The 20,856-nt window shown below is 64.8% G+C and carries 24 protein-coding genes; 10 read left to right on the forward strand and 14 right to left on the reverse strand.

Annotation, left to right across the window (positions count from 1 at the left end; all coding sequences use genetic code 11):
* Positions 1-38: 38 nt before the first annotated feature.
* Together P0Y59_01490 and P0Y59_01495 are read left to right on the forward strand one after the other, a co-directional pair.
* A complete protein-coding gene (locus P0Y59_01490) occupies positions 39-1,460 on the forward strand; it encodes an amidase family protein (protein ID WEK00398.1) in 1,422 nt (473 codons plus the stop codon).
* 431 nt (positions 1,461-1,891) lie between these two features.
* A complete protein-coding gene (locus tag P0Y59_01495; protein WEK00399.1) occupies positions 1,892-3,685 on the forward strand; it encodes an ABC transporter ATP-binding protein in 1,794 nt (597 codons plus the stop codon).
* A 284-nt stretch (positions 3,686-3,969) separates the two neighbouring features.
* Here the strand turns inward: P0Y59_01495 and P0Y59_01500 are convergent, their stop codons facing one another.
* Both P0Y59_01500 and P0Y59_01505 read right to left on the reverse strand, forming a co-directional pair.
* Positions 3,970-4,203: a hypothetical protein gene (locus P0Y59_01500; GenBank protein WEK00400.1), complete on the reverse strand. Its 234-nt coding sequence runs from the start codon at positions 4,201-4,203 to the stop codon at positions 3,970-3,972.
* A gap of 206 nt (positions 4,204-4,409) precedes the next feature.
* Positions 4,410-5,282 (reverse strand): oxygenase MpaB family protein, encoded by an 873-nt coding sequence (locus P0Y59_01505; GenBank protein WEK00401.1) that lies wholly within the window; start codon positions 5,280-5,282, stop codon positions 4,410-4,412.
* Positions 5,283-5,545: 263 nt separating this feature from the next.
* Between P0Y59_01505 and P0Y59_01510 the strand changes: the two genes are divergently transcribed.
* Complete coding sequence (locus P0Y59_01510) at positions 5,546-5,719, forward strand: hypothetical protein (GenBank protein ID WEK00402.1); 174 nt, start codon at positions 5,546-5,548, stop codon at positions 5,717-5,719.
* A 32-nt stretch (positions 5,720-5,751) separates the two neighbouring features.
* Here the strand turns inward: P0Y59_01510 and P0Y59_01515 are convergent, their stop codons facing one another.
* Positions 5,752-7,041 carry an MFS transporter gene (locus P0Y59_01515; GenBank protein WEK02463.1) on the reverse strand — a complete coding sequence of 430 codons (1,290 nt, stop codon included), beginning with the start codon at positions 7,039-7,041 and terminating at the stop codon, positions 5,752-5,754.
* Positions 7,042-7,210: 169 nt separating this feature from the next.
* Here P0Y59_01515 and pgsA point away from each other — a divergent pair, with 169 nt between their 5' ends.
* Genes pgsA through P0Y59_01530 form a run of 3 tightly spaced genes read left to right on the forward strand, consistent with a single transcriptional unit; the run spans position 7,211 to position 8,468 of the window.
* Positions 7,211-7,762 (forward strand): CDP-diacylglycerol--glycerol-3-phosphate 3-phosphatidyltransferase, encoded by a 552-nt coding sequence (gene pgsA, locus P0Y59_01520; GenBank protein WEK02464.1) that lies wholly within the window; start codon positions 7,211-7,213, stop codon positions 7,760-7,762.
* An 8-nt stretch (positions 7,763-7,770) separates the two neighbouring features.
* Positions 7,771-8,028, forward strand: a complete 258-nt coding sequence (gene moaD / locus P0Y59_01525) for a molybdopterin converting factor subunit 1 (GenBank protein WEK00403.1) — start codon at positions 7,771-7,773, stop codon at positions 8,026-8,028.
* Positions 8,025-8,468, forward strand: a complete 444-nt coding sequence (locus tag P0Y59_01530; protein ID WEK00404.1) for a molybdenum cofactor biosynthesis protein MoaE — start codon at positions 8,025-8,027, stop codon at positions 8,466-8,468. The genes moaD and P0Y59_01530 overlap by 4 nt, the downstream gene beginning before the upstream one ends.
* Here P0Y59_01530 and P0Y59_01535 read toward each other — a convergent pair.
* Both P0Y59_01535 and P0Y59_01540 read right to left on the reverse strand, forming a co-directional pair.
* Entirely contained in the window at positions 8,465-9,070 is a 606-nt protein-coding gene (locus tag P0Y59_01535) for a fasciclin domain-containing protein (protein ID WEK00405.1), read from the reverse strand. The genes P0Y59_01530 and P0Y59_01535 overlap by 4 nt on opposite strands.
* A 100-nt stretch (positions 9,071-9,170) precedes the next feature.
* Positions 9,171-10,070 (reverse strand): hydrogen peroxide-inducible genes activator, encoded by a 900-nt coding sequence (locus tag P0Y59_01540; GenBank protein ID WEK00406.1) that lies wholly within the window; start codon positions 10,068-10,070, stop codon positions 9,171-9,173.
* A 144-nt stretch (positions 10,071-10,214) separates the two neighbouring features.
* On the opposite strand from P0Y59_01540, the gene P0Y59_01545 reads away from it, so the two are divergent.
* Positions 10,215-10,757, forward strand: coding sequence for a peroxiredoxin (locus tag P0Y59_01545; protein WEK00407.1), 543 nt, complete (start codon positions 10,215-10,217; stop codon positions 10,755-10,757).
* A gap of 142 nt (positions 10,758-10,899) precedes the next feature.
* On the forward strand, positions 10,900-11,421 hold the full coding sequence (locus tag P0Y59_01550; protein ID WEK00408.1) for a carboxymuconolactone decarboxylase family protein: 522 nt from the start codon (positions 10,900-10,902) through the stop codon (positions 11,419-11,421).
* Positions 11,422-11,469: 48 nt separating this feature from the next.
* Here the strand turns inward: P0Y59_01550 and P0Y59_01555 are convergent, their stop codons facing one another.
* Positions 11,470-12,240: a sulfite exporter TauE/SafE family protein gene (locus tag P0Y59_01555; protein WEK00409.1), complete on the reverse strand. Its 771-nt coding sequence runs from the start codon at positions 12,238-12,240 to the stop codon at positions 11,470-11,472.
* A gap of 157 nt (positions 12,241-12,397) precedes the next feature.
* Here P0Y59_01555 and P0Y59_01560 point away from each other — a divergent pair, with 157 nt between their 5' ends.
* Positions 12,398-13,090, forward strand: a complete 693-nt coding sequence (locus P0Y59_01560; GenBank protein ID WEK00410.1) for a serine O-acetyltransferase — start codon at positions 12,398-12,400, stop codon at positions 13,088-13,090.
* 21 nt (positions 13,091-13,111) lie between these two features.
* Complete coding sequence (locus P0Y59_01565) at positions 13,112-13,456, forward strand: DUF2794 domain-containing protein (protein WEK00411.1); 345 nt, start codon at positions 13,112-13,114, stop codon at positions 13,454-13,456.
* Positions 13,457-13,534: 78 nt separating this feature from the next.
* Here the strand turns inward: P0Y59_01565 and P0Y59_01570 are convergent, their stop codons facing one another.
* From P0Y59_01570 to pstC, 8 genes are all read right to left on the reverse strand, one after another.
* Positions 13,535-14,566: a hypothetical protein gene (locus tag P0Y59_01570; protein ID WEK00412.1), complete on the reverse strand. Its 1,032-nt coding sequence runs from the start codon at positions 14,564-14,566 to the stop codon at positions 13,535-13,537.
* A gap of 66 nt (positions 14,567-14,632) precedes the next feature.
* Positions 14,633-15,532 (reverse strand): SDR family NAD(P)-dependent oxidoreductase, encoded by a 900-nt coding sequence (locus P0Y59_01575; GenBank protein WEK00413.1) that lies wholly within the window; start codon positions 15,530-15,532, stop codon positions 14,633-14,635.
* A 106-nt stretch (positions 15,533-15,638) separates the two neighbouring features.
* Complete coding sequence (locus tag P0Y59_01580) at positions 15,639-15,917, reverse strand: hypothetical protein (protein ID WEK00414.1); 279 nt, start codon at positions 15,915-15,917, stop codon at positions 15,639-15,641.
* A gap of 126 nt (positions 15,918-16,043) precedes the next feature.
* On the reverse strand, positions 16,044-16,736 hold the full coding sequence (phoB, locus tag P0Y59_01585) for a phosphate regulon transcriptional regulator PhoB (GenBank protein ID WEK00415.1): 693 nt from the start codon (positions 16,734-16,736) through the stop codon (positions 16,044-16,046).
* Between the two features lie 13 nt (positions 16,737-16,749).
* Positions 16,750-17,436: a phosphate uptake regulator PhoU gene (locus P0Y59_01590; GenBank protein ID WEK00416.1), complete on the reverse strand. Its 687-nt coding sequence runs from the start codon at positions 17,434-17,436 to the stop codon at positions 16,750-16,752.
* 17 nt (positions 17,437-17,453) lie between these two features.
* Positions 17,454-18,218 (reverse strand): phosphate ABC transporter ATP-binding protein, encoded by a 765-nt coding sequence (locus P0Y59_01595; protein WEK00417.1) that lies wholly within the window; start codon positions 18,216-18,218, stop codon positions 17,454-17,456.
* A complete protein-coding gene (pstA, locus tag P0Y59_01600) occupies positions 18,218-19,483 on the reverse strand; it encodes a phosphate ABC transporter permease PstA (GenBank protein WEK00418.1) in 1,266 nt (421 codons plus the stop codon). Before pstA ends, P0Y59_01595 begins: the two co-directional genes overlap by 1 nt.
* A complete protein-coding gene (pstC, locus tag P0Y59_01605) occupies positions 19,480-20,856 on the reverse strand; it encodes a phosphate ABC transporter permease subunit PstC (GenBank protein WEK00419.1) in 1,377 nt (458 codons plus the stop codon). The genes pstA and pstC overlap by 4 nt, the downstream gene beginning before the upstream one ends.

Here is a 20,856-nt window from a genome sequence, read left to right on the forward strand (position 1 = left end):
CCATTCGGGGCATCCATTCTCAGCTTTCGGAAAAAATCATGACAACGACTCTCATGGCAGGCGGCTGGACATCCGACATGACGGATATGCGCAAGGCGCTCGACGCGGGCCGCACCACGCCGGCCGCTCTAGTGGATTGCGCTATCGAACGCGCGGAAGCGGCCAATTCCAGGCTCAACTTCATCGCATGGCCGGCATTCGAGCGAGCACGCGGCCAGGCGCAAGAACCGCGTTCGGGCCCGCTCGCGGGCATCCCGACGATGATCAAGGATATGATCGCCGAGAAGGGACTTCCCTCCAGCTATGGCACGGTGGCGCTTCGCCATCATATCGCATTGGAGGATGCGGCGTATACTCGTGCGATCACCAGGGCAGGCCTGATCTCCATCGCCCGTTCGTCAATGCCCGAGCTTGGGCTGAATGTCGTCACTGAATCACCCCTGGTCGGCATCACCCGCAATCCGTGGAGCCTCGATCACGCACCGGGTGGCTCGTCGGGTGGCGGATCCGCGGCGGTAGCCGCGGGCGTTGTGCCCGTTGCGCACGCCAGCGATGGCCTGGGCTCGATCCGTCATGGCGCGGCGCCCTGCGGATTGGTTGGCCTCAAGCCATCTCGTGGCCGCAATTCGGGCGACGAAGCCATGCGGGCGATCACGGATCTGGGGGTGAATGGCTGTGTCAGCAGGACGGTCCGCGACACCGCCGCCTGGCTGGAAGCAACCCAGTCGCGCGATCATGGCGCTGCCTTTGCCCCCCTTCCGCTGGTGACCGCGCCGATCGATCGCGCGCTTCGTATCCGCGCTTACAGCGCGGTCATGCGTACCGGGGAGGCGCCTGACATGGGTGTCCAGCGTGTATTCGGGGGTGCCGTGGATCTCCTTGGAAAGCTGGGTCACCGCGTCGGCGACGGCGAACTGCCTTTCAATGGTCGCGATGCCACCCGGGCGCTCAATGATTTTATCGAGGGCAATTTCGTTCGCCAGGTGGGAGCCCTGTCGAATCTGATCGGAATTCCGATCGTACCGGAAGATCTGGAATATCGCTCGGCTACGCTGATCGCTGCGGGAAGGCAGATCGATGACGAACGGTTCGCCGCCGCTTTGCGCCGGATGGAGGCGATGGTCGCGGCCTATCGCGACCGGTTCAGCGAATTCGATATCTGGATGACGCCGACCTTCAGTACCGAGGTTGTCCGTGTCGGGGTCTTCGGTCCCGAGATCGCGTGGCTCGACCAGCGCGATCATCTTGTCGACTATGCCGGCTATTGCTGGATCGACAATTTCGCCGGCACGCCTTCCATCAGCCTTCCTATGGGTTTCAGCGACAATGGCCTGCCAGTCGGCATCCAGTTCGCCACGCGCCCCGGTGGCGAGGCCGTTCTGCTCGCGCTCGCCTACCAACTCGAAGCCGCTGTGGAATGGTGGCGGCACAAGCCCCCGATCTGGGTCGGCGACGACTGAGACTTGCCGACGACGCCCGGCATGTCGCGTCACGGACGTATCTGCCACATGGCAGAGAGCATGTTTGATCGATCGGTCGTCATCGCCGGTGATGGATCGCCATGGATTGATGCGCGGTTTGCCCTGCCGGTATAGCGGGGAGCGCGCTTCCTCGATCACAGATTTTTCCCGAGGGCGCCTGGCCTGACGAACCGCGGTCGTGCGCGACCGGTTGCCTGATCACGTCTTCGCTGATAGGGAAACACCGTCTTCACACGAGCGGAAGGAGGAGCACTGATGACATCATCGACCATTCAGCGCTGCCTCTGTGGGCATCCGGACTTTGGCTGACCAGGCCATCAGGTTCTGAGATCACCCTGATCCCGGCGCTTCGCCTGGATCCTTCTCGACAGACTCGAAGTGGAGACGGCGCATAGGCGCCGGTTCAAGACATGACCGAACAATCCAAGGCACGGCCTGATTCCGTGCGCATCGTTCTGGCTTTTGCCGTGCGGCATTGGGCGCACCAGAAAACCCGGATCGCCCTCCTGTCTTTCTTCGTATGTGCCGGCATCGGGCTTGAAGTGCTCGTGCCGCTGGTTGCCGGCCGACTCGTCGACGCGCTTGGTGCGGGTGACAGGTCCGGGGTGCCGATGATCTTCGCCGTGATGGTCGCGCTGGGTCTCGGCACGGTCGTGGCGCGCCATGTGTCGATCATGCTGATCGTGCCCTTTTCGCTGCGGATGATGAGCGACGTCGCCGAACAGGCGTTCCACCGGGTCCAGCGCTTCTCCACTGACTGGCACGCGAACAGTTTCTCCGGCTCGGTCGTCCGGAAGATCACGCGCGGCATGTGGGCGATCGACATGCTCAACGACGTGCTGTTCCTTCACCTCCTCGGCTCGCTCGTCATGCTGGCTGGTACGATGCTTCTGCTCGGGGTGCACTGGCCGCTGGTGGGCCTCATCATGGGTATCGGTGCCTGCGCCTATGTGGCGCTGACCATCCTCCTCGCGACTCGCTGGGTCGCGCCGGCGTCGACCTTGTCCAACGCCTGGGACACGCGCATGGGCGGGCTGTTGTCCGACGCGATCGGCTGCAACATGGTGGTCAAGGCGTTCGGCGCGGAAGAGCGCGAGGAAACGCGCTTTGCCCGCCTTGTCGACAAATGGCGCCTGCGCACTCGCCGGACCTGGCTGCGCAGTACATGGTCCGGCACGATGCAGCTGACCGTGCTGTGGGTGCTGCGCACCGTCGTTGTCGGGGCCGCGTTGTGGCTCTGGTGGGGTGGCCATGCGACGCCGGGTGACATCACCTATGTACTGACCAGCTATTTCGTCTTGCACGGGCACCTCGCTGATATCGGCTACCATGTTCATCACCTGCAGCGCTCCGTGAACGAGATGGAGGAGCTGGTGGAGATCCACGGTCAGCCGCTCGGGATCGAGGATCGTGCCGATGCCGGCCCGATCGCGATCACGGCAGGAGAGGTGCGTTTCGACGCGGTCACGTTCCATTATGGCCAGCACGCGACGCCGCTCTACGACGACCTGTCGGTGACCATCTGCGGCGGTGAACGCGTCGGCCTGGTCGGTCATTCTGGCTCGGGAAAGACCAGCTTCATCAAGCTGATCCAGCGGCTCTACGACGTCAGTGGCGGCCGGGTGACGATCGACGGGCAGGACGTGTCCCACGCCACGCAGCAATCGCTGCGTGCGCAGATCGCGATCGTGCAGCAGGAACCGATCCTGTTCCACCGGAGCCTTGCCGACAACATCGCCTATGCCCGGCCCGGCGCATCGCAGGCCGAGATCGAACGGGCTGCCCGCCTGGCCAATGCGCATGACTTCATTGCGCGTCTCCCGCGCGGTTATGCCACACTGGTCGGTGAGCGCGGGGTGAAGCTGTCGGGCGGCGAACGCCAGCGGGTGGCGCTCGCACGCGCGTTCCTCGCCGACGCCCCGATTCTGATCCTCGACGAAGCGACATCGAGCCTTGATTCCGAATCCGAGGCGCTGATTCAGCAGGCGATGGACCGGCTCATGCAGGGCCGCACGGCCATCGTGATTGCGCACCGCCTGTCGACCGTTCGCACGCTCGATCGTATCCTGGTGTTCGATCAGGGCCGTATCGTCGAGGACGGGGACCATGCGACGTTGCTTGCCAATGTCGATGGCCAGTATCGTCGCTTGTTCGATCGCCAGTCAGGCGCGGTGCGCGACGAGCCGGAATTCATCGATGCGTGATTGGGGATGGAAGCATCTTGCTGCCTCCCTGCCCCTGACAAAGGGGCGGCCCGGCACGCTGGTGCCGGGCCGTAGTTTTACGTTCTGCTAGGGAGCATCAACGCTGATCCCTTTTAATTCCTATCGTATGAATAGGAAATAGAGGTCTGCTTTGCCGTGCGATAGTCCGCCTTGGCCATGCGACGAAATTCCGAAGGCTTGAACCTCAATGAAAAGGGCCGCGCGACCATCCGGTCGCGCGGCCCCGTTTTCCGACGCTGCTTGGGTAACGTCGAAAGTCAGGCTTACTTGGCCGTGACGTTCCCGGCGCTGTCCAGGGCGGTTGCGTTGTCCACCACGGTCGCGTTGTCGGTCACGTTCAGCGCGGCTGGGTCGGCCGCGTTGACGTCCAGCGTGTCTTCGCTGTTCAGGGTGATCTCGCTCACGTTCGCGGTGTTGTCGACAGGTGCCGACTTGTCGCAGGCAGCGAGGCCGAGCGTGGCGACGGCGACGAGCGGAAGGATAACGAACTTCTTCATGGACGGTTTCTCCGTGGTTGCTCAGGGCGTGGCGAGGAGGCGTCTATTCGCCGCCGCGTTCCACCCTGTTTCGTGTCCGCAGCCTCCATGGATCAATTCCCACGCGTTTAATAGGAAAAAATGCGATGGCCCGGTACTGAAACCCGCCATATGGATGCTGGCGGGGTCTCGATGATGCGGATCATTCCCTTTCCCGGGCGGGATTGCTAGCCGAACGCCCAGCGCAGCGTTCGGGCGATGCCGAAAGTCCCCGCACGCACCAGCGGCCGTGTCAGGCGTGGCGCGGGAAGGCCGTGCATCCGCCGCGCCCAGCCGGGCAACAGGTCGACCGCCGCCTGGAAGGTGATCGCCTGTACCGGGGTGGCGGTCAGGTTCCGCGGTTGCTGCCTCAGGACAAGCGCGGCGACTTCCCGTGTTCTTGCGTCGACGGCCAGTTCGGGGCGCATCGTCGCGATCAGCGCCTCCGCCTCGGCGCGGCTGCGCGGCACCGGATTGGCACCCAGTGCTTCGGGAATCCGGGCGAAGTCGGCGAAATATCGATCCTGGTCCGCGGGCGTCATGCCAGGTTCGCCATAGCGGATCCAGGCATCGAGAAAGCTCATGGCTTCCGTCACATGCACCCAGGCGAGCAGTCGCGGGTCGCTCGCGCGATAGGGCGTACCGTCAGGCAGCGTGCCATCGATCCGGTCATGGATATCGTGCACGCGGGCGATGACCTTTTCCGCCTCGCCTCGTGCGCCAAAGGTAGTCGTCGCGATGAACCGGGCCGTCCGCCGCAGCCGCCCGAGCATGTCGGTGCGGAAGTTCGAATGATCCCACACACCCGCCAGTACTGCCGGGTGCAGCATCTGCAGCAGCAGCGCGGTCACGCCGCCCACCATCATGGTGGTGACGTCGCCATGGACGCGCCATATGACCGATCCCGGTTCGAACAGCGCATCGTCGCTGCGCATCACCGGGCGCTCGCCCTTCGCCGTATCGTTGAACACGGCGCGCACCTGCCGGGCGATCCCGCGCCGCACGCCTTTCGCAAGCGAGTCGCCGATCAACGCGGGGATCGGAACAGGCCTGGATGGCATTCCTGTCGTCCAGTTTTCATCGCCGGCATCGCTAGACGAGGAATCCGGGGCCATCGCGTCACCTGCGGCAGCAGGATCGGCATCAGCGACAGCGGGGTCAGGCTTTCGAAGAAGCTCACCGCGTGATCTTACGCTTGCGGGATGCCATCGTCCAACCTTGCGACGCGATCCCTGTGGCTCGCGCGATTCTGTCCCGGTATCGGACTCGCGTTAACCGAATTCGGTGCTGGTTCGAATCGTAAACGCGGCGTTAACTGTTGCCCATGGCACAGCATCTCGCCCTTCCGGCTCCCGTCGCCCGTCATCCGTTCCGCCAGCAGCTTGCCCAGGCACAGCCCCGGAAGCCGGCGCGGCCGCACAATGACGATCAGGATCTGAGGCTTTTCGCCCTGAGCTTCACTGCCTTCTTCATCTGCATCTACACCTTCATTTTCTGAAGGCGCGGCGCCGCTGCTTCAATCGCGCCGCCTCAATCGCAGGCGAGATGCAGCTTCTGCGCCAGCCACGCCGAGATCAGGCACATGCCGGCGACCACGAACAGCATGTTGTCGGGCGTTACGCCGAGCGCCGAGGCGCCCAGCACCAATAAGGTGCCGACCACCATCGCGCCAGAATTGACGACATTGTTCGCCGCGACGGTGCGCGCCGTCTGGTCCTTGGTCACGGTCGTCGTGAGGAAGGTATAGAGAGGCACCACGAACATGCCGCCGGTGATCGCGATTCCCATCAGCACCAGCACGAGCGGGATCGCGCGCGGAATCTGGAAGAACCCGACCCAGTCGTACAGCGTGCCCGCCGGTGCCGCCGGCCAGGCGCGGATCATCAGTGAGAAGATGACGACCATGCCGCCCATCGCGATCACCGAGGCCGGCGCGTATTTCGCTGATACCCGCCCTTTCAGCAGGGTGTTGATGACGATCGATCCGATCGCGATCCCGATGGAGAACAACGCGATCACGATGCTGGAAACGCGCGGATCGGCGGTGAGGACGTTCTTCACCAGCGGTGGGAAGGTGACGATCAGCACCGCGCCGATCGTCCAGAAGAAGCTGATCGCGCAGATCGCGAGGAACAGCCGGGGGATGTGCATCGTCGCATTGATCAATCGCCACGACGCGGTGAACGGGTTGTAGTTGATCGACAGCACCGCGCCTTCACGCGGGGCCGCCGGTACCATCCTCGCGGTGAGCCAGCCGATCAGGGCGACGCAGATGCCCATGATCGCCGCTCCCTCGACCGACAGCACGCCGGCGAAAATCGTACCGAGCAGGATGGCGAGATAGGTCGCCGCCTCGACCAGGCCGGTACCGCCGAGCACTTCGTCCGTCTTCAGATGCTGCGGCAGGATCGCGTATTTGATCGGACCGAAAAAGGTCGAGTGCGCGCCGAGGCAGAGTACCGCGCTCAGCATCAGGCCAAGCCCCAGGGTCCAGAATCCGGCTTTCGCCACCATCAATCCGGCGGCGCCGAGCAGCATGATCGCGATCTCCGCAGTCTTTACGATCCTGATGATCTTCGCCTTGTCGGTCGTGTCGGCAAGTTGCCCCGACAGGGCGGACAGCAGGAAGAAGGGAAGAATCGCCAGCCCGGTGGCGAGCGCGTTGAAGCTCTGTTCGATCTTGGGGTCGTTGAAGACCTGATAGGTCGCGAACAACACCATTGAGGTCTTGAAGAGATTGTCGTTGAAGGCACCGAGGAACTGGGTGACGAAAAGCGGCATGAACCGGCGCTCTTTCAGCAAGCCGAGCGCGTTGAGCATGATGGGAAACGGCCTCACATGTGGCGAAACAAGGGCACCGCATAGCCGACCCGGCGACGGCGCAGCAACCGAATAGTCGGTGACCGGCGTCCCGTCGGCTGACACGGGCGTGTCTCCGGCCAGACTCCGGCATTGCGGGGGAGGGCGCCGGACCCTAGGATTGATGGCGATGCTGACCCTGCCCAATATCCTCACCCTGTCGCGGATTCTCGCGGTGCCGCTGCTTGTCGGCTTCCTGTGGTGGCCGGCCTGGCCGGCGGGATATGCGATCGCCTTCGCGCTCTATTGCCTGATGGGGATCACCGATTATTTCGACGGCTATCTGGCCCGGTCCAAGGGGACCGTGTCGAAGCTCGGCATCTTCCTCGATCCGATCGCCGACAAGATCATGGTCGCCTCCGTGGTGCTGATGCTGGTGGCGACGCGCGATATCGCCGGCTGGTCGCTGATCGCCGGCATCATCATCCTCTTGCGCGAGATCGCGGTTTCGGGCCTGCGCGAGTTCCTGGCCCAGCTCCAGGTGTCGGTCCCGGTGTCGAAGCTCGCCAAATGGAAGACGACGCTGCAGCTCGTCTCCCTCGGCGGGCTGATCCTTGCCGGCGCCGTGCCCGGCTGGCCCTGGCTCCAGACCGTCAGTCTCGCGGCATTATGGGGCGCGGCGGGGCTGACGTTGATCACCGGCTGGGACTATCTGCGGGTCGGCCTCAAGCACATGGATTGAGGGCCGTCATGGCGATCGATCTGCTCTATTTTTCCTGGGTGCGCGAGGCAATCGGCACGAGCGCCGAAACACTTGATCCGCCCGAAGGACTGGCGCGTGTCTCCGACCTGGTCGACTGGCTCGCGACACGAAGCGACGGTCACGCCCGGGCGCTGGCCGATCGTGGCAGGTTGCGCGCCGCGGTCGACCAGATATTCGTCGGTCTCGACGCCCCGCTCGGGCACCCGCGCGAGGTGGCGATCTTCCCGCCGGTGACGGGCGGATGATTCATATCGCCGTCCAGCAGGAGCCGATCGACCAGGCAGCGGCGTTCGCCGCGATCATGGCGGCGGGCGTTGGCGGGATCGCGACCTTTGTCGGCGTGGTGCGCGGCGACGATGGCGTCACGACACTTGAGCTCGAACATTATCCGGGCGCGACCGAGGCGGCGCTACGGGGACTGGCGGAGGAAGCCGCGGCGCGCTGGGGCCTGTCGGCGGTGAGCGTGGTGCATCGGGTGGGGCTGATGCAGCCGGGCGATCTGGTCGTCTTCGTCGGTACCGCTGCAACGCACCGGGCGGCGACGCTTGATTCCTGCGCTTTCCTGATCGACCGGTTGAAGACGCAGGCGCCGTTCTGGAAGCGCGAGACGCGCGGCGGTGAGGCACGCTGGGTCGAACCGCGCGGCAGCGACGCAGACGCCGCCGCGCGGTGGGACGAAACCTAGCCCAGTTTCGGCAGGAGCACACCGTTGACGACGTGCACGACGCCGTTCGACTGGCGGACGTCGGGCACTTCGACATAGCTCTTGTTGCCGTTGGCGTCGGTCAGCTGGATCGCACCGTTGAGGTCGGTCACCGTCAGCGTCGCGCCTTCGACGGTGGTCAGCGTCGTGGTGCCGCCGCCGGCGGTCATCTTCTGCTTGAGCTGCTCGAGCGTGATGATGCCCGGCACCACATGATAGGTCAGCACCTTGACCAGGGTCGCCTTGTTCTCGGGCTTCATCAGCGTATCGACCGTGCCGGCAGCCAGCCGGCCGAATGCATCGTTGGTCGGTGCGAACACGGTGAAGGGGCCGGGGCCGGAAAGCGTCGCGTCAAGGCCGGCTGCCTTCACCGCCTTCACCAGCGTCGTCAGGTTCGGCGCCGCTGCTGCGTTCTCGGTGATCGGCTTGGCCGCGTCCATCGCCGCGCCGCCCACTGCGGGATTGGGTGTGGCGGCGGCAGCGGGGGCAGTGCTCTCCTGCGGGGCACGAGCCTCGGCGGCGGAAACGGCGACCATCAGCAGGCCGGACATCGCCACAACCGGAAGCTTGGTGGAAAATCTCATCAGTCTCTCCAGTTATATCGAATGCGCGCTCAAGGAACGATCCAGGAGAATGCGCACGACAAGATACGGTCCGGCGGCCGAATGGTTTCAGAGCCGCAGGCTACTGCGCCTCGGCAAGTACCTCGGCGAGCAGGTGGAAATCCTTTTCGCGGGGCGACGCGCGACGCCAGACAAGCGCGATGCGGCGTGCAGGATTCGCGGCGTCCAGTGGCCGCGCCGTCAGTCCGGTATGCTCGAGGATGCCGGCCTTGAGCGCCATTTCCGGCAGCATCGTCACGCCCAGGCCATTGTCGACCATCTGGACGATGGTGTGGAGCGAGGTGCCGAGCATCGTCGCCTCGGCGCGCAACTCGGGCCGGTTGCAGGCGGCCAGCGCGTGATCCTTCAGGCAATGCCCGTCTTCGAGCAGCAGCAGCCGGTCCTCGTCGATATCGTCAGCATGCATCGCACCGGTCGCGCTGCCGATCTCGCCTTCGGGCCCTGCGACGAACAGCCGGTCCTCGAACAGGAACTGCGACGCGACCTCGCCACAGGCATAGGGCAGGGCGAGCAGCACGCAATCGGTGCGGCCATTGTGCAGGCCCTCGCAGGCGGCGGCGCTCGGTTCCTCGCGCAGGAACAGTTTCAGGTCGGGATAATCGCGTCGCAACCGGGGCAGGATTCGCGGCAGCATGAAGGGAGCGATCGTCGGGATCACGCTCATCCGCATCTCGCCCGACAGGGGGCGTCCGGCGGCGCGGGCGAGGTCGCCCAGTTCCTCCGCCTCGCGCAGCACCCGCCGCGCCTTGTCGGCGATTCGGTCGCCCAGCGGCGTGAAGCGGACGACGCGACGGGTGCGTTCCACCAGGGTCACGCCGATCAGCGTTTCAAGTTCGCGGATGCCGGCGGACAGAGTCGACTGGGTAACGAAGCACGCCTCCGCCGCCCGCCCGAAATGGCCATGGTCCTGTAACGCGACCAGATATTGGAGCTGCTTCAGCGTAGGTAGATAGGTGGCCATAATCGCCTCACTCGATCAACGGTGCCTAAATAACCTGTTGGATCGATCAAATGCCAGCCTTATATGCAGCGCAGCACAGACGGCGAATCAATCGCCGCGTCGCGAGGATGCCGAAGGCCGACCCATTCCTTGAGGAGGCCACCAATGCTTACCGTCGGAGACAAGCTCCCCGAATTCACCGTTCCCGTCCAGCAGGGCACCGACGCGCTGCCCGCCGGCGAGACGCTCAGCCACGACGCATTTCCTGGCCGCTGGAAGGTCCTGTTCTACTGGCCGAAGGACTTCACCTTCGTCTGCCCGACCGAGATCGTCGGTTATGCCGCGCTCAAGGACGATTTTGCCGATCGTGACGCCGTGCTGATCGGCGCCTCGACCGATACCGCGCACGTCCATCTCGCCTGGCGCAAGTCGGATCCGGATCTGGCGGCCGCCGACTTCCCGTGGCTGGCGGACAATGGTGCTGTGCTCGCGTCGAAGCTCGGCATCCTCGATGCGAACGAGCATGTCGCCTATCGCGCGACCTTCATCATCGACCCGGACAATGTGATCCAGGCGGTGCAGGTCAATGGCCTGAACGTCGGCCGCAACCCGGCCGAGACGCTCCGCGTGCTCGACGCGCTGCAGACCGACGAGCTCTGCCCGTGCAACTGGAACAAGGGCGATGACGTCCTCCAGGTCGCTGCCTGAGAAGATTCCCCTCCCGCATTGCGGGAGGGGCTAGGGGAGGGCGTGTCCGCAAGCGGCGCGCCCTCTTTTTTTTGACAGGCCCTCCACCGACCCTTCCCGCAAGCGGGAGGGGCGGAGAAACGAGGGTGAAGAAGGACATGACATGTCGCTCAAGGAATTTGCGGGCACCTTGCCCGATTTCGCCAAGGATATCCGCCTGAACGTCGGGTCGCTGCTTAATGAGGCACACCTGCCCGATCAGCAGAAATACGGCCTGCTGCTTACCTGCGCGCACGGCTCGGGCTACAAGCCGCTGGTCGACGCGACCGAGGCCGAAGTAGCCGGGAAGCTGTCGCTCGAGGCAGCCAATGCGGCGCGCGCGGCTGCGGCGGTGATGGCGATGAACAACGTCTATTACCGGTTCACCCATCTGGCCGGAAACCAGGAATACCGCACCATGCCGGCCAAGCTGCGCATGAACGTGATCGGCGCGCCGGGCATCGACAAGGTCGATTTCGAGCTGTTCAGCCTCGCCGTTTCGGCGATGAACGGCTGCGGCATGTGCATCGACGCGCATGAGAATGTGTTGAAGAAGGCCGGCGCCACCGCCGAGGCGATCCAGACCGCGGTGCGCATCGGTGCCGTGATGAAGGCAGTCGCGACGGCGCATGCGGCGCTGAACTGAGCTCTTTGCCCCTCCCGCTTGCGGGAGGGGAGCAGAGGGGGAAGACTTCTACTTCATCACCGCCGACCAGATCGTATAGGCGCTCGTCACCGTCAGCAGCACGCCGACCAGCCCCATCAGCAACCTTGCCGGCACTCTTTTGGCCAGCAGCCCGCCGAACGGCGCGGCGATCAGCCCGCCGATCAGCAGCCCCACCGTCTGCAGGGTGAACGCCGCGAATCCCATGGTGGCGATGAAGGTGGCGGAGATCGTCGCGGTAAGGAAGAATTCGGACGTGTTGACCGTGCCGATCGTGCTGCGCGGGCTCGCGCCCTGGACGAGCAGGTTGGAGGTGACGACCGGTCCCCAGCCGCCGCCGCCCGCCGCATCCAGGAACCCGCCGACCAGCCCGAGGGGTTCGATGATCTTGGGTTCGCGTGGTTCAACCCGGCCGCGCCAGGCGCGGTACAGCAGGTACAGGCCGATCGAGGCGAGATAGGCCATCACGAACGGCTTCGCGACCGAGGCGTCGAGGTTGCTCAGTACATAGGCGCCGAGCACGCCGCCGATCACGCCCGGGATCACCAGCCTGCGGAACAGCTTCCAGTTGACGTTCTTGTGAAGGATATGGCTCGTTCCCGACGCGGCGGTGGTGAAGGTTTCCACTGCGTGCACGCTGGCCGAGGCGACGGCGGGAGACAGGCCGAGAAAGCTCACCAGCAGCGTATTGTTGATCACGCCGAACGCCATGCCAAGGGCCCCGTCGATCATCTGCGCGGCAAAGCCGACCGCGATGAAGGGCAGCACTGCCTCAACGGTGGCGAGCGAAATGTCGAACATCTGGCAAAACTCTCCGCGACCGATTTGCGTCGAATTCGCCTGTCTGGTGAAATCCTACAAGCAAGATAGGGTTTATGCGGCGAAAGTTAGCGACCAGCCGGTCCTTTAATTCGCTGGAATGAGCGCCTAGATATCGCCCCAGAAAAGGGGACGCGAGATGATGGAGCGGATGTTCGCCTATCTCGATTCGATCAAGGCGCGCGATCCCGCGCCGCGGTCTCGGCTGGAGGTTCTGACCTATCCCGGCGTGTGGGCGCTTGTCTGGCATCGCCTCGCGCACCGACTGTACGGTGCGCGTTTCTATTTCCTCGCGCGGCTGGTAAACCATTTCTCCCGCGCCTGGACCGCGATCGACATTCATCCTGGGGCGAAGATCGGCCGCAATTTCTTCATCGACCATGGCTTCGTGGTGATCGGCGAGACGGCGGAGATCGGCGACAACGTCACCATCTACCAATGCGTCACGCTTGGCGGGACCAGCCCCGACAACGGCGTGGCCGGCAAACGCCACCCGACGATCCTCGAAGGCGCGATCATCGGGTCGGGCGCCCAGGTGCTCGGTCCGATCACTGTCGGCCGCGGTTCGCGCATCGGCGCCAATGCCGTGGTGACGCGCGATGTGGCCGAGGGCGCGGTGATGGTCGGCATTCCGGCCCGTGCGACGATGGTCGAGGGTGGGCAGAAGCCACAGGAATTCCTCGCTTATGGCACGCCGTGCAGCGACATGTTCGACCCGCAGACGCAGAAGGTCGAACTGCTTCGCTGCGAGCTGGAGACCATGCGGAAGCGGCTCGACACGCTGCTCGCCGAGTCCGAACCCAAGCGCAAGAACGTGCGCGACCGTGCCTGACGGCCTGGTGGCGGAGGCCTGATGGGGACGGTAACCCCTTTTCCGCTGCCGCTTGGGCGTGCCGGCCAGGTCGGCTTCGAACGCCTCGAACTCAACCGCATCCTCGATCTCTATGGCCGGATGGTTTCCGCCGGGCATTGGCGCGACTATGCGATCGAACTTGGCCGCGACGCGGCGGTGTTCGCCGCCTTTCGCCGCGCGGCGGAACGACCCGAATATCGCATCGAGAAGCACCCGGCCTTGCGCCATCGCCAGGGGATGTGGGCGCTGGTCAACGAGGCCGGCGTGGTGCTGAAACGGGGACATGAACTCGCCCCCGTGCTGGCGCCGCTCGAGCGCCGGCTGATGAAGCTCGTCGATCAATAAGGAAAATCCCTGGCAATAAGCAAACCCCCGGCGACCCGATGGGTGGCCGGGGGCAGGTTTTCGCCGGGATGGCTCGTGTCAGGCGGGCGACATCGATCCTACCGGCGGAAGGCGCTCGCTCAGATTGCCCAGCGTGCCGACCACGAGGCGGCGCATCGGGTGCCAGAAGGCCGAGAGCGTCAGGAGCGTCGATCCGATCGCCAGCGCGGTGAAGGCCCAGGCCAGTTCGACCGCCCCGGCCCTGTAGAACAGCACGTACATCGCGTAGAGCACATAGGCGAGGCTTGAGACGAGCAACGCGCGCCGGTCGACCGCCAGCGCGACGAAGGCGAAGACGAGATAGAGCGCGAGCACGATTACCGCGAGGTTGAGCGTGATCGTCTCGTTGAACACGCCGAGCATGTGGAACACCGGATGCGCGATCAGCGGTGCCGCGGCAAGGTGAAGCCAGAAGGCGACGTCCGAACGGCGGGTGCGGCGCTCCCGGTCCGACACGTCCCACCACATGGCCAGCGCGAACACCGCGAGGCCACCGACGAACAGGATCGGATAGATGGCATCCTTCGCCGCCGGGATTGCCGCGACGGTCAGCGCAACCGCGACGGCGACAAGTGCGGCGGCACCCGCTGCAACGGTGATCGGGACCATGAAGCGCTTCCAGTGAAGCCAGGCTGCGCCCGCTGTAACGAGGCCGATGCCCGCGCCGATGATGGCGTTGGTGCGTTCCGAGAGATTGGGATCGATTTCGACCAGCACACCGACAAGCGTGGCGGCGACACCGCCGACGAATGCGATCAGCAACAGGATGCTGGGCAGGGCCATGCGCCGCTGCCGGGTGAAATATTCGGCGAGACCCCAGGCGGCGATCGCCACCAGGGCGCCTGCGAGGGGTGTCGTGATCGACTGGCCGATCCACGCAAGCGCAACCAGCACCAGCCCGACAGCGATGGCCACGAAGATATCATTGAACCCGCTCAGGAGCCTGAAATGCTCCTCGTCCACCGCTGGCGCCGCATGGCTCCTGGCGACGTGATTGCGCAGAGCGCGGGCGGCGTCGCGGGAGATCGCCCCGGCCGCCACCGCGTCGTCGAGATCGCTTTCGCTGTACATGGCATTCTCCTCCTGTCGGGGAAGAATACCATCAGTGTATTGTAATGACAATACACTGATACAGTGTCAGCCGCCCTGCAGTTTTTTCAGGATCGACATTGCCTGTTCGGCGCCTGACTGGGGGGTCATCTCGCCGGCGCGGTCGACGATCTCGTTCCAGTGCGCTGCGATACCTTCAGGGCTCAGTTCGTCACCCGTCAGCAGCTTGCCCTGGGTCAGGGTAACATAGGCCGCCTGGAATACGCCGGCCCCGGCGCCGACGATCATGTTGGTCGGCGCATCCTCGGACACGAGGTAGAGGGCGGCGGGCACGACCTTCTCCGGCGCGAAGGCCTGGAACGCTTCGGGCGGGAACAGGTCCTCGGTCATGCGCGTGCCCGCGGTCGGGGCGATGGTGTTGACCTTGATGTTGTTCTTCGCGCCCTCGAGATAGAGCGTCTTGGCAAAGCCGGCGAGACCCAGCTTGGCGGCGCCGTAGTTGGTCTGGCCGAAATTGCCGTACAGGCCGGTCGAGGATGCGGTCATCAGGATGCGGCCGTAATTCTGTTCGCGCATCGTCTCCCACACTGCCTTGGTGACGTTAGCTGATCCGATCAGGTGGACATCGACCACGAATTTGAAATCGGCCGGCTCCATCTTGGAGAAGCTCTTGTCGCGCAGCACGCCGGCATTGTTGATGAGGACGTGGACGCCGCCCCATTTCGCCTTCGCCTTGGCGACGAGTTCGACCATATGCTCATATTCGGTGACGCTGCCGCCATCGGACATCGCCTCGCCGCCGGCCGCCTCGATTTCTTCCACGACCTTCAGCGCGGCGTCGGAATGGCCGGTGCCGTCGCGCGAGCCGCCGAGATCGTTGACGACGACTTTGGCACCGCGCTTCGCCAGTTCGAGCGCATAGGCGCGGCCGAGGCCCCCGCCTGCGCCGGTGACGATTGCGACGCGGTCCTTGAAACTGATGGTCATGCGGGCGCTCCCAAAGATGATGGAGCGCTTCCTATTCTATCGCGCCGTCAAGGCAAGAGCGCTGGGTAGGAGAAGGGCGGGCGCTCCCGGTCGCCCGCCAGTCATCCTAGCGTCCGCCGCGCTGCATGCACTTGTCGAACTGGCCGCGCTTGCAGATCGGATAGTGCGCCAGCGCCGGGGGCGGGGGGAATGCCTGGTCCGGCGATGGCGCCTGGACGAAGACCGGCTTCACGCCGGGCTGGGGCGTGCCCGACAACGCTGGTTGGGAGGGTTGATAGCCGCCGACCGGATCTGCCGCGGTCGTGGATGTCGTCTGCGACGTGGACATATCCTGCGCCATTGCCGGCGTCGCGACCGCCAGTGCGGCCAAGAGGATCAACTTCATCGGAGTCTCCTGCTTTTCACGCGCAGGCTTTCGCCGCGCCCACCCCAAACGCGCGGGTGGGCGCATGGCTCCCTCGTTTCGCAGACGATTCTTTTTTCTCCTCCCCGTGGGGAGGAGAAGGAGCGGTCAGGCTCCCGAATCCAGCGCGTAACCGGCTGAGCGCACCGTGCGGATGATGTCCGGCCGGTTGGTCCCGTTGATCGCCTTGCGCAGCCGCCGGATGTGCACGTCGACGGTGCGGGATTCGATGTCCGAATCATGCCCCCATACCGCGTCGAGCAACCGCTCGCGCGAGAACACCCAGCCGGGATGCTCGAGGAAATGCTTGAGCAGGCGGAACTCGGTCGGGCCGAGCGGCACGACCTCGCCCGCGCGGCGAACCTTGTGGCCGACCGTGTCCATCTCGACATCGCCATAAGTGAGCTGTTCGCCGGCCAGCGCCGGCCGAACGCGGCGTAGCACCGCGCCGACCCGTGCCACCAGTTCGCGGGGCGAGAAGGGCTTGGTCACATAATCGTCAGCGCCGGTTTCGAGACCGCGCACCCGGTCTTCTTCCTCACCGCGCGCGGTGAGCATGATGATCGGCACGTTCGCCGTCTCGGGCATGCGGCGCAGGCGGCGGCACACTTCGATCCCCGACAGCCCCTCTACCATCCAGTCGAGCAGCACGATATCGGGGGTCTGTTCCTTGGCGAGCAACAGGGCTTCCTCGCCGTCCGGGGTCTGCTTGACCTCGAAATCCTCGCGTTTGAAATGATAGACGAGCAGTTCGGCAAGTGCCGCATCGTCTTCAACCAGCAGCATTTTAGCCCGGGCCATCGGTCTTGCTCCTTCAGATCGTTTCGATCGCCGCGCGGTCACGCTCGGCCATGTGCGTGCCGGTTGCGGCATAATACACCATCTCGGCGACGTTGGTCGCGTGGTCGCCGACTCGTTCCAGGTTCTTCGCGATGAACAACAGGTGCGCGACCTGGCCGATCGTCTTGGGATTCTCCATCATATGAGTGACGAGAACCCGGAACAGGCTGTTGTAGAAATCGTCCACCGCCTTGTCGCGCTCGCACACCGACACCGCTGCATCGGCATCGCGCGCGGCGAAGGCATCGAGAACGTCATGGACCAGAGCAGCGGCCAGCGTCGCCATTGCCGGCAGCACCGACAGGGGCTCGATATCGCCATGGCTGTCGATCAGCGGCACGCGCTTCGCGATGTTCTTGGCATAATCCCCGATCCGCTCGACCACGCCCGCGATCTTGAGTGCCGCGACCACCTCGCGCAGGTCGACCGCCATCGGCGCCCGAAGCGCGATGATGCGCACGGCAAGCTGTTCCACCCGCATCTCAAGCGCGTCGATCTTCTTGTCGTCGGCGACGATCCGGGCGGCAGCTTCCAGGTCGTGCCGTTGCAGCGCCTGGATCGCAGCGCCGATCGCCTGCTCGGCCAGCCCGCCCATCTCGGCGATCAGGCCGCGCAGCTCGCCGATATCGTCGTCGAATGCCTTTACCGTATGTTCGCTCACTGCATCTGTCCCGTGGCTCAGCCGTAGCGGCCGGTGATATAGTCCCTGGTGCGCTCCTCGCGCGGGTTCGTGAAGATGTCCGAGGTCGCGCCGTACTCGATCAGCGTGCCGAGGTGGAAAAACGCCGTGCGTTGCGAAACTCGCGCCGCCTGCTGCATGTTGTGCGTGACGATCACGATGGCGTAGCGGCCCTTCAGTTCGTGGATCAGTTCCTCGATCTTCGCGGTGGCGATCGGGTCGAGCGCGGAGCAGGGCTCGTCCATCAGGATCACCTCGGGATCGACCGCGATCGCCCGGGCGATGCACAGCCGCTGCTGCTGACCGCCCGACAGCGCGGTCCCGCTGTCCTGCAGCCGGTCCTTCACTTCCTCCCACAGGCCGGCGCGCTTCAGCGATTGCTCGACGATGCCGGAAAGCTGGCTCTTGCTTGACGCCAGGCCGTGGATGCGCGGGCCATAAGCCACATTCTCGAAGATCGATTTCGGGAACGGGTTGGGCTTCTGGAACACCATGCCGACCCGGGCGCGGAGCTGCACCACGTCCATCTCGGGCGCATAGATATCCTCGCCGTCGAGCCTGATGTCGCCGGTCACCTTCGCGCTGGCGACGGTATCGTTCATTCGGTTGAGCGTGCGCAGGAAGGTCGATTTGCCGCAGCCCGACGGGCCGATGAACGCGGTGACGAGATCCTGATCGATATCGATCGACACATCGCTGATCGCCTGCTTCTTGCCGTAGAAGACGTTGACGTTGTTGGCCGTCATCTTGAGGTGTTGGGTCATTACCAGCGGGTCTCGAATTTATTGCGGAGGTAGATCGCGATGCCGTTCATCGCGAGCAGGAAGGCGAGCAGCACGATGATCGCAGCACTGGTCTTCTCGACGAAGCCGCGATTGACCTGATCCGACCAGAGGAAGATCTGCACCGGCAGCACCGTCGACGGGTCGGTGAGCCGCTCGGGCGGGGAGGCGATGAAGGCGCGCATGCCGATCATCAGCAGCGGCGCGGTCTCGCCGAGCGCACGAGCCATGCCGATGATCGTGCCGGTCAGGATGCCGGGCAAAGCGAGTGGGAGCACGTGATGGAAGACCACCTGCACCGGCGACGCACCCACCGCGAGCGCTGCGTCGCGGATCGACGGTGGCACGCTTTTGATCGCGTTGCGCCCGGCGATTACGATCACCGGCATTGTCATCAGCGCCAGGGTGAGACCGCCGACGATCGCCGCTGAGCGCGGCAGGTGGAAGGTGTTGAGGAACACCGCAAGGCCGAGCAGGCCGAAGATGATCGAGGGTACCGCCGCCAGGTTGTTGATCGACACCTCGATCAGGTCGGTCCAGCGGTTCCGGGGCGCATATTCCTCGAGATAAAGCGCCGCGAGCACACCCACCGGGAAGGCGAGCAGCAGGGTGACGATCATCGTGAAGATCGATCCCTTCAGCGCTCCCCAGATGCCGACCATTGTCGGGTCGGTCGAATCCGCTTCCTGAAGGAAGGACAGGTTGAAACCGGTGGTCAACGCCCCGGCTGCCTTCAGCCTCGCGACGATCGCTTCGGCTTCGGGCGATCCCTTGCCCTTGGCGGCGATGTCGATCGAATCCGAGGCAGGCACGGCGATCGTCGCGCGGCCGCGCAGAAGCGTGGGATCGGCCTTCACGGCGCTCCGGACCTTCAGCCACGCGCCATCGGAGATGAGCTTGTCGCCATCCTTGCCGAAGGCGGCGATCGCGGCGGTGTCGGTCGCATCCTGAATGCCCGCACCCGCCAGCGCCAAGTCGGCGCCAGGCCCCGACAGCCGGGAGGTGTCGAGCGTCAGCCCCGCCTTGGGAAAGTCGATCGGCAGCTTGATCTCGGTGCGCGAGAAGCCGCCAAGCCCATTCGCCATCATCGTGACGAGCAGGAAGACGAGGAAGCCCGCCGACATCAGCACTGCGCCGAGCCCGAGCAGCCGAAACCGGCGCTCGGCGGCGTAGCGACGGCGGATGCGGCGCTGCATCGCTTCGGCACGCCAGTCGGTCGGCGCCTTCTCCATCAGGGCGCTACTCATTCATATGCTTCCCGGTACCGCTTCACCACGGTGAGCGCGATGATGTTGAGCAGCAGCGTCACGACGAACAGGGTCAGCCCTAGGGCGAAGGCGGCGAGCGTCTTCGGGCTGTCGAACTCGGCTTCGCCGGTCAGCAGGTCGACGATCTGCTTGGTGACGGTGGTCGCGCTTGCAAAGGGGTTGAGCGTCAGCGTCGCGACGCCCGATGCGGCCATCACCACGATCATCGTCTCGCCGATCGCGCGGCTGACGGCGAGCAGCACGCCGCCGACCACGCCGGGCAGCGCCGCCGGAAGCAGCACCCGACGGATCGTCTCGGACGAGGTCGCGCCCATGGCGAGGCTACCGTCACGCATCGACGACGGGACGGCTGCGATCGAATCGTCAGCCATGGAGGAGACGAAGGGGATGATCATCACCCCCATCACCAGCCCGGCGGCGAGCGCGCTTTCGGACGAGGCCCAGGTCACGCCCAGCGACACGGCAAGATCGCGCACCGCCGGTGCCACCGTCAGCGCGGCGAAATAGCCGTAGACCACCGTAGGCACGCCAGCGAGGACCTCAAGGATCGGTTTCATCCACGCGCGCACGCGCGGGGCGGCATATTGGGTCAGGTAGATCGCGCTCATCAGTCCGAACGGGATCGCGACGATCATCGCGATCACCGCGCCGATGAAGAAGGTGCCCCAGAACAGGGGCACCGCGCCAAGCGATGCACCGGGGTCGCTGGCGGAAATGACCTGCGGGCTCCAGTGCGTGCCGAACAGGAAATCACCGATCGGCACCATCCGGAAGAAACGTGCCGATTCGAATAGCAGCGACGCGACGATCCCCAGGGTGGTCAGGATCGCGATCAGCGAGGCAGCGAGCAGCAGCAGCATGACGACGCGTTCGATCTGGGTCCTCGCGCGGAATGCCGGCCGGACTCGCGTGAACGCCCATGCACCCGCTGCGAAGGCAAGCAACAGCGCCACCGCGCTGCCGATCCAGTCATAGCGCTTCTGCGCCGCCGCATAGGCCGGCGCGAGCTCCTGCGAGAGCGGGTTGAAGGTGCCGAAGCTCCGTCCCGCGGCAAGATTGCGCGCCTCGGACAGCACTGATGCGCGTTCGAAGCGGTTGGCGGGCAGGTGAGCGGCGGCCGGAGCTTTGAGCACCGAGTCGGTGACCAGCGCAGGCGACACCGAGGACCAGACCGCAAGGAACAAGGCCGCGGGCAGCACTGTCCACAAGGCGACATAGGTGCCGTGATGTGACGGCAACGAACTGAACCGGGCGCTGCTGTCGCGGCGGAAGCTGACGGCACGCACCCGCGCGGTCAACCAGCCGATCAGGCCCAGCCCGGCAATCAGGAAAAGAAGGGAAAGAACGGACAT

Origin of the sequence: Candidatus Sphingomonas phytovorans (genome assembly GCA_029202385.1) — a bacterium.
GTDB lineage: Bacteria > Pseudomonadota > Alphaproteobacteria > Sphingomonadales > Sphingomonadaceae > Sphingomonas > Sphingomonas phytovorans.

Excerpts from the sequence above, each read along its gene's own strand:
- P0Y59_01490 (WEK00398.1), top strand. The coding sequence starts at position 39 with ATGACAACGACTCTCATGGCAGGCGGCTGGACATCCGACATGACGGAT.
- P0Y59_01495 (WEK00399.1), top strand. The coding sequence starts at position 1,892 with ATGACCGAACAATCCAAGGCACGGCCTGATTCCGTGCGCATCGTTCTG.
- P0Y59_01500 (WEK00400.1), bottom strand. The coding sequence starts at position 4,203 with ATGAAGAAGTTCGTTATCCTTCCGCTCGTCGCCGTCGCCACGCTCGGC.
- P0Y59_01505 (WEK00401.1), bottom strand. The coding sequence starts at position 5,282 with ATGCCATCCAGGCCTGTTCCGATCCCCGCGTTGATCGGCGACTCGCTT.
- P0Y59_01510 (WEK00402.1), top strand. The coding sequence starts at position 5,546 with ATGGCACAGCATCTCGCCCTTCCGGCTCCCGTCGCCCGTCATCCGTTC.
- P0Y59_01515 (WEK02463.1), bottom strand. The coding sequence starts at position 7,041 with ATGCTCAACGCGCTCGGCTTGCTGAAAGAGCGCCGGTTCATGCCGCTT.
- pgsA (WEK02464.1), top strand. The coding sequence starts at position 7,211 with ATGCTGACCCTGCCCAATATCCTCACCCTGTCGCGGATTCTCGCGGTG.
- moaD (WEK00403.1), top strand. The coding sequence starts at position 7,771 with ATGGCGATCGATCTGCTCTATTTTTCCTGGGTGCGCGAGGCAATCGGC.
- P0Y59_01530 (WEK00404.1), top strand. The coding sequence starts at position 8,025 with ATGATTCATATCGCCGTCCAGCAGGAGCCGATCGACCAGGCAGCGGCG.
- P0Y59_01535 (WEK00405.1), bottom strand. The coding sequence starts at position 9,070 with ATGAGATTTTCCACCAAGCTTCCGGTTGTGGCGATGTCCGGCCTGCTG.
- P0Y59_01540 (WEK00406.1), bottom strand. The coding sequence starts at position 10,070 with ATGGCCACCTATCTACCTACGCTGAAGCAGCTCCAATATCTGGTCGCG.
- P0Y59_01545 (WEK00407.1), top strand. The coding sequence starts at position 10,215 with ATGCTTACCGTCGGAGACAAGCTCCCCGAATTCACCGTTCCCGTCCAG.
- P0Y59_01550 (WEK00408.1), top strand. The coding sequence starts at position 10,900 with ATGTCGCTCAAGGAATTTGCGGGCACCTTGCCCGATTTCGCCAAGGAT.
- P0Y59_01555 (WEK00409.1), bottom strand. The coding sequence starts at position 12,240 with ATGTTCGACATTTCGCTCGCCACCGTTGAGGCAGTGCTGCCCTTCATC.
- P0Y59_01560 (WEK00410.1), top strand. The coding sequence starts at position 12,398 with ATGATGGAGCGGATGTTCGCCTATCTCGATTCGATCAAGGCGCGCGAT.
- P0Y59_01565 (WEK00411.1), top strand. The coding sequence starts at position 13,112 with ATGGGGACGGTAACCCCTTTTCCGCTGCCGCTTGGGCGTGCCGGCCAG.
- P0Y59_01570 (WEK00412.1), bottom strand. The coding sequence starts at position 14,566 with ATGTACAGCGAAAGCGATCTCGACGACGCGGTGGCGGCCGGGGCGATC.
- P0Y59_01575 (WEK00413.1), bottom strand. The coding sequence starts at position 15,532 with ATGACCATCAGTTTCAAGGACCGCGTCGCAATCGTCACCGGCGCAGGC.
- P0Y59_01580 (WEK00414.1), bottom strand. The coding sequence starts at position 15,917 with ATGAAGTTGATCCTCTTGGCCGCACTGGCGGTCGCGACGCCGGCAATG.
- phoB (WEK00415.1), bottom strand. The coding sequence starts at position 16,736 with ATGGCCCGGGCTAAAATGCTGCTGGTTGAAGACGATGCGGCACTTGCC.
- P0Y59_01595 (WEK00417.1), bottom strand. The coding sequence starts at position 18,218 with ATGACCCAACACCTCAAGATGACGGCCAACAACGTCAACGTCTTCTAC.
- pstA (WEK00418.1), bottom strand. The coding sequence starts at position 19,483 with ATGAGTAGCGCCCTGATGGAGAAGGCGCCGACCGACTGGCGTGCCGAA.
- pstC (WEK00419.1), bottom strand. The coding sequence starts at position 20,856 with ATGTCCGTTCTTTCCCTTCTTTTCCTGATTGCCGGGCTGGGCCTGATC.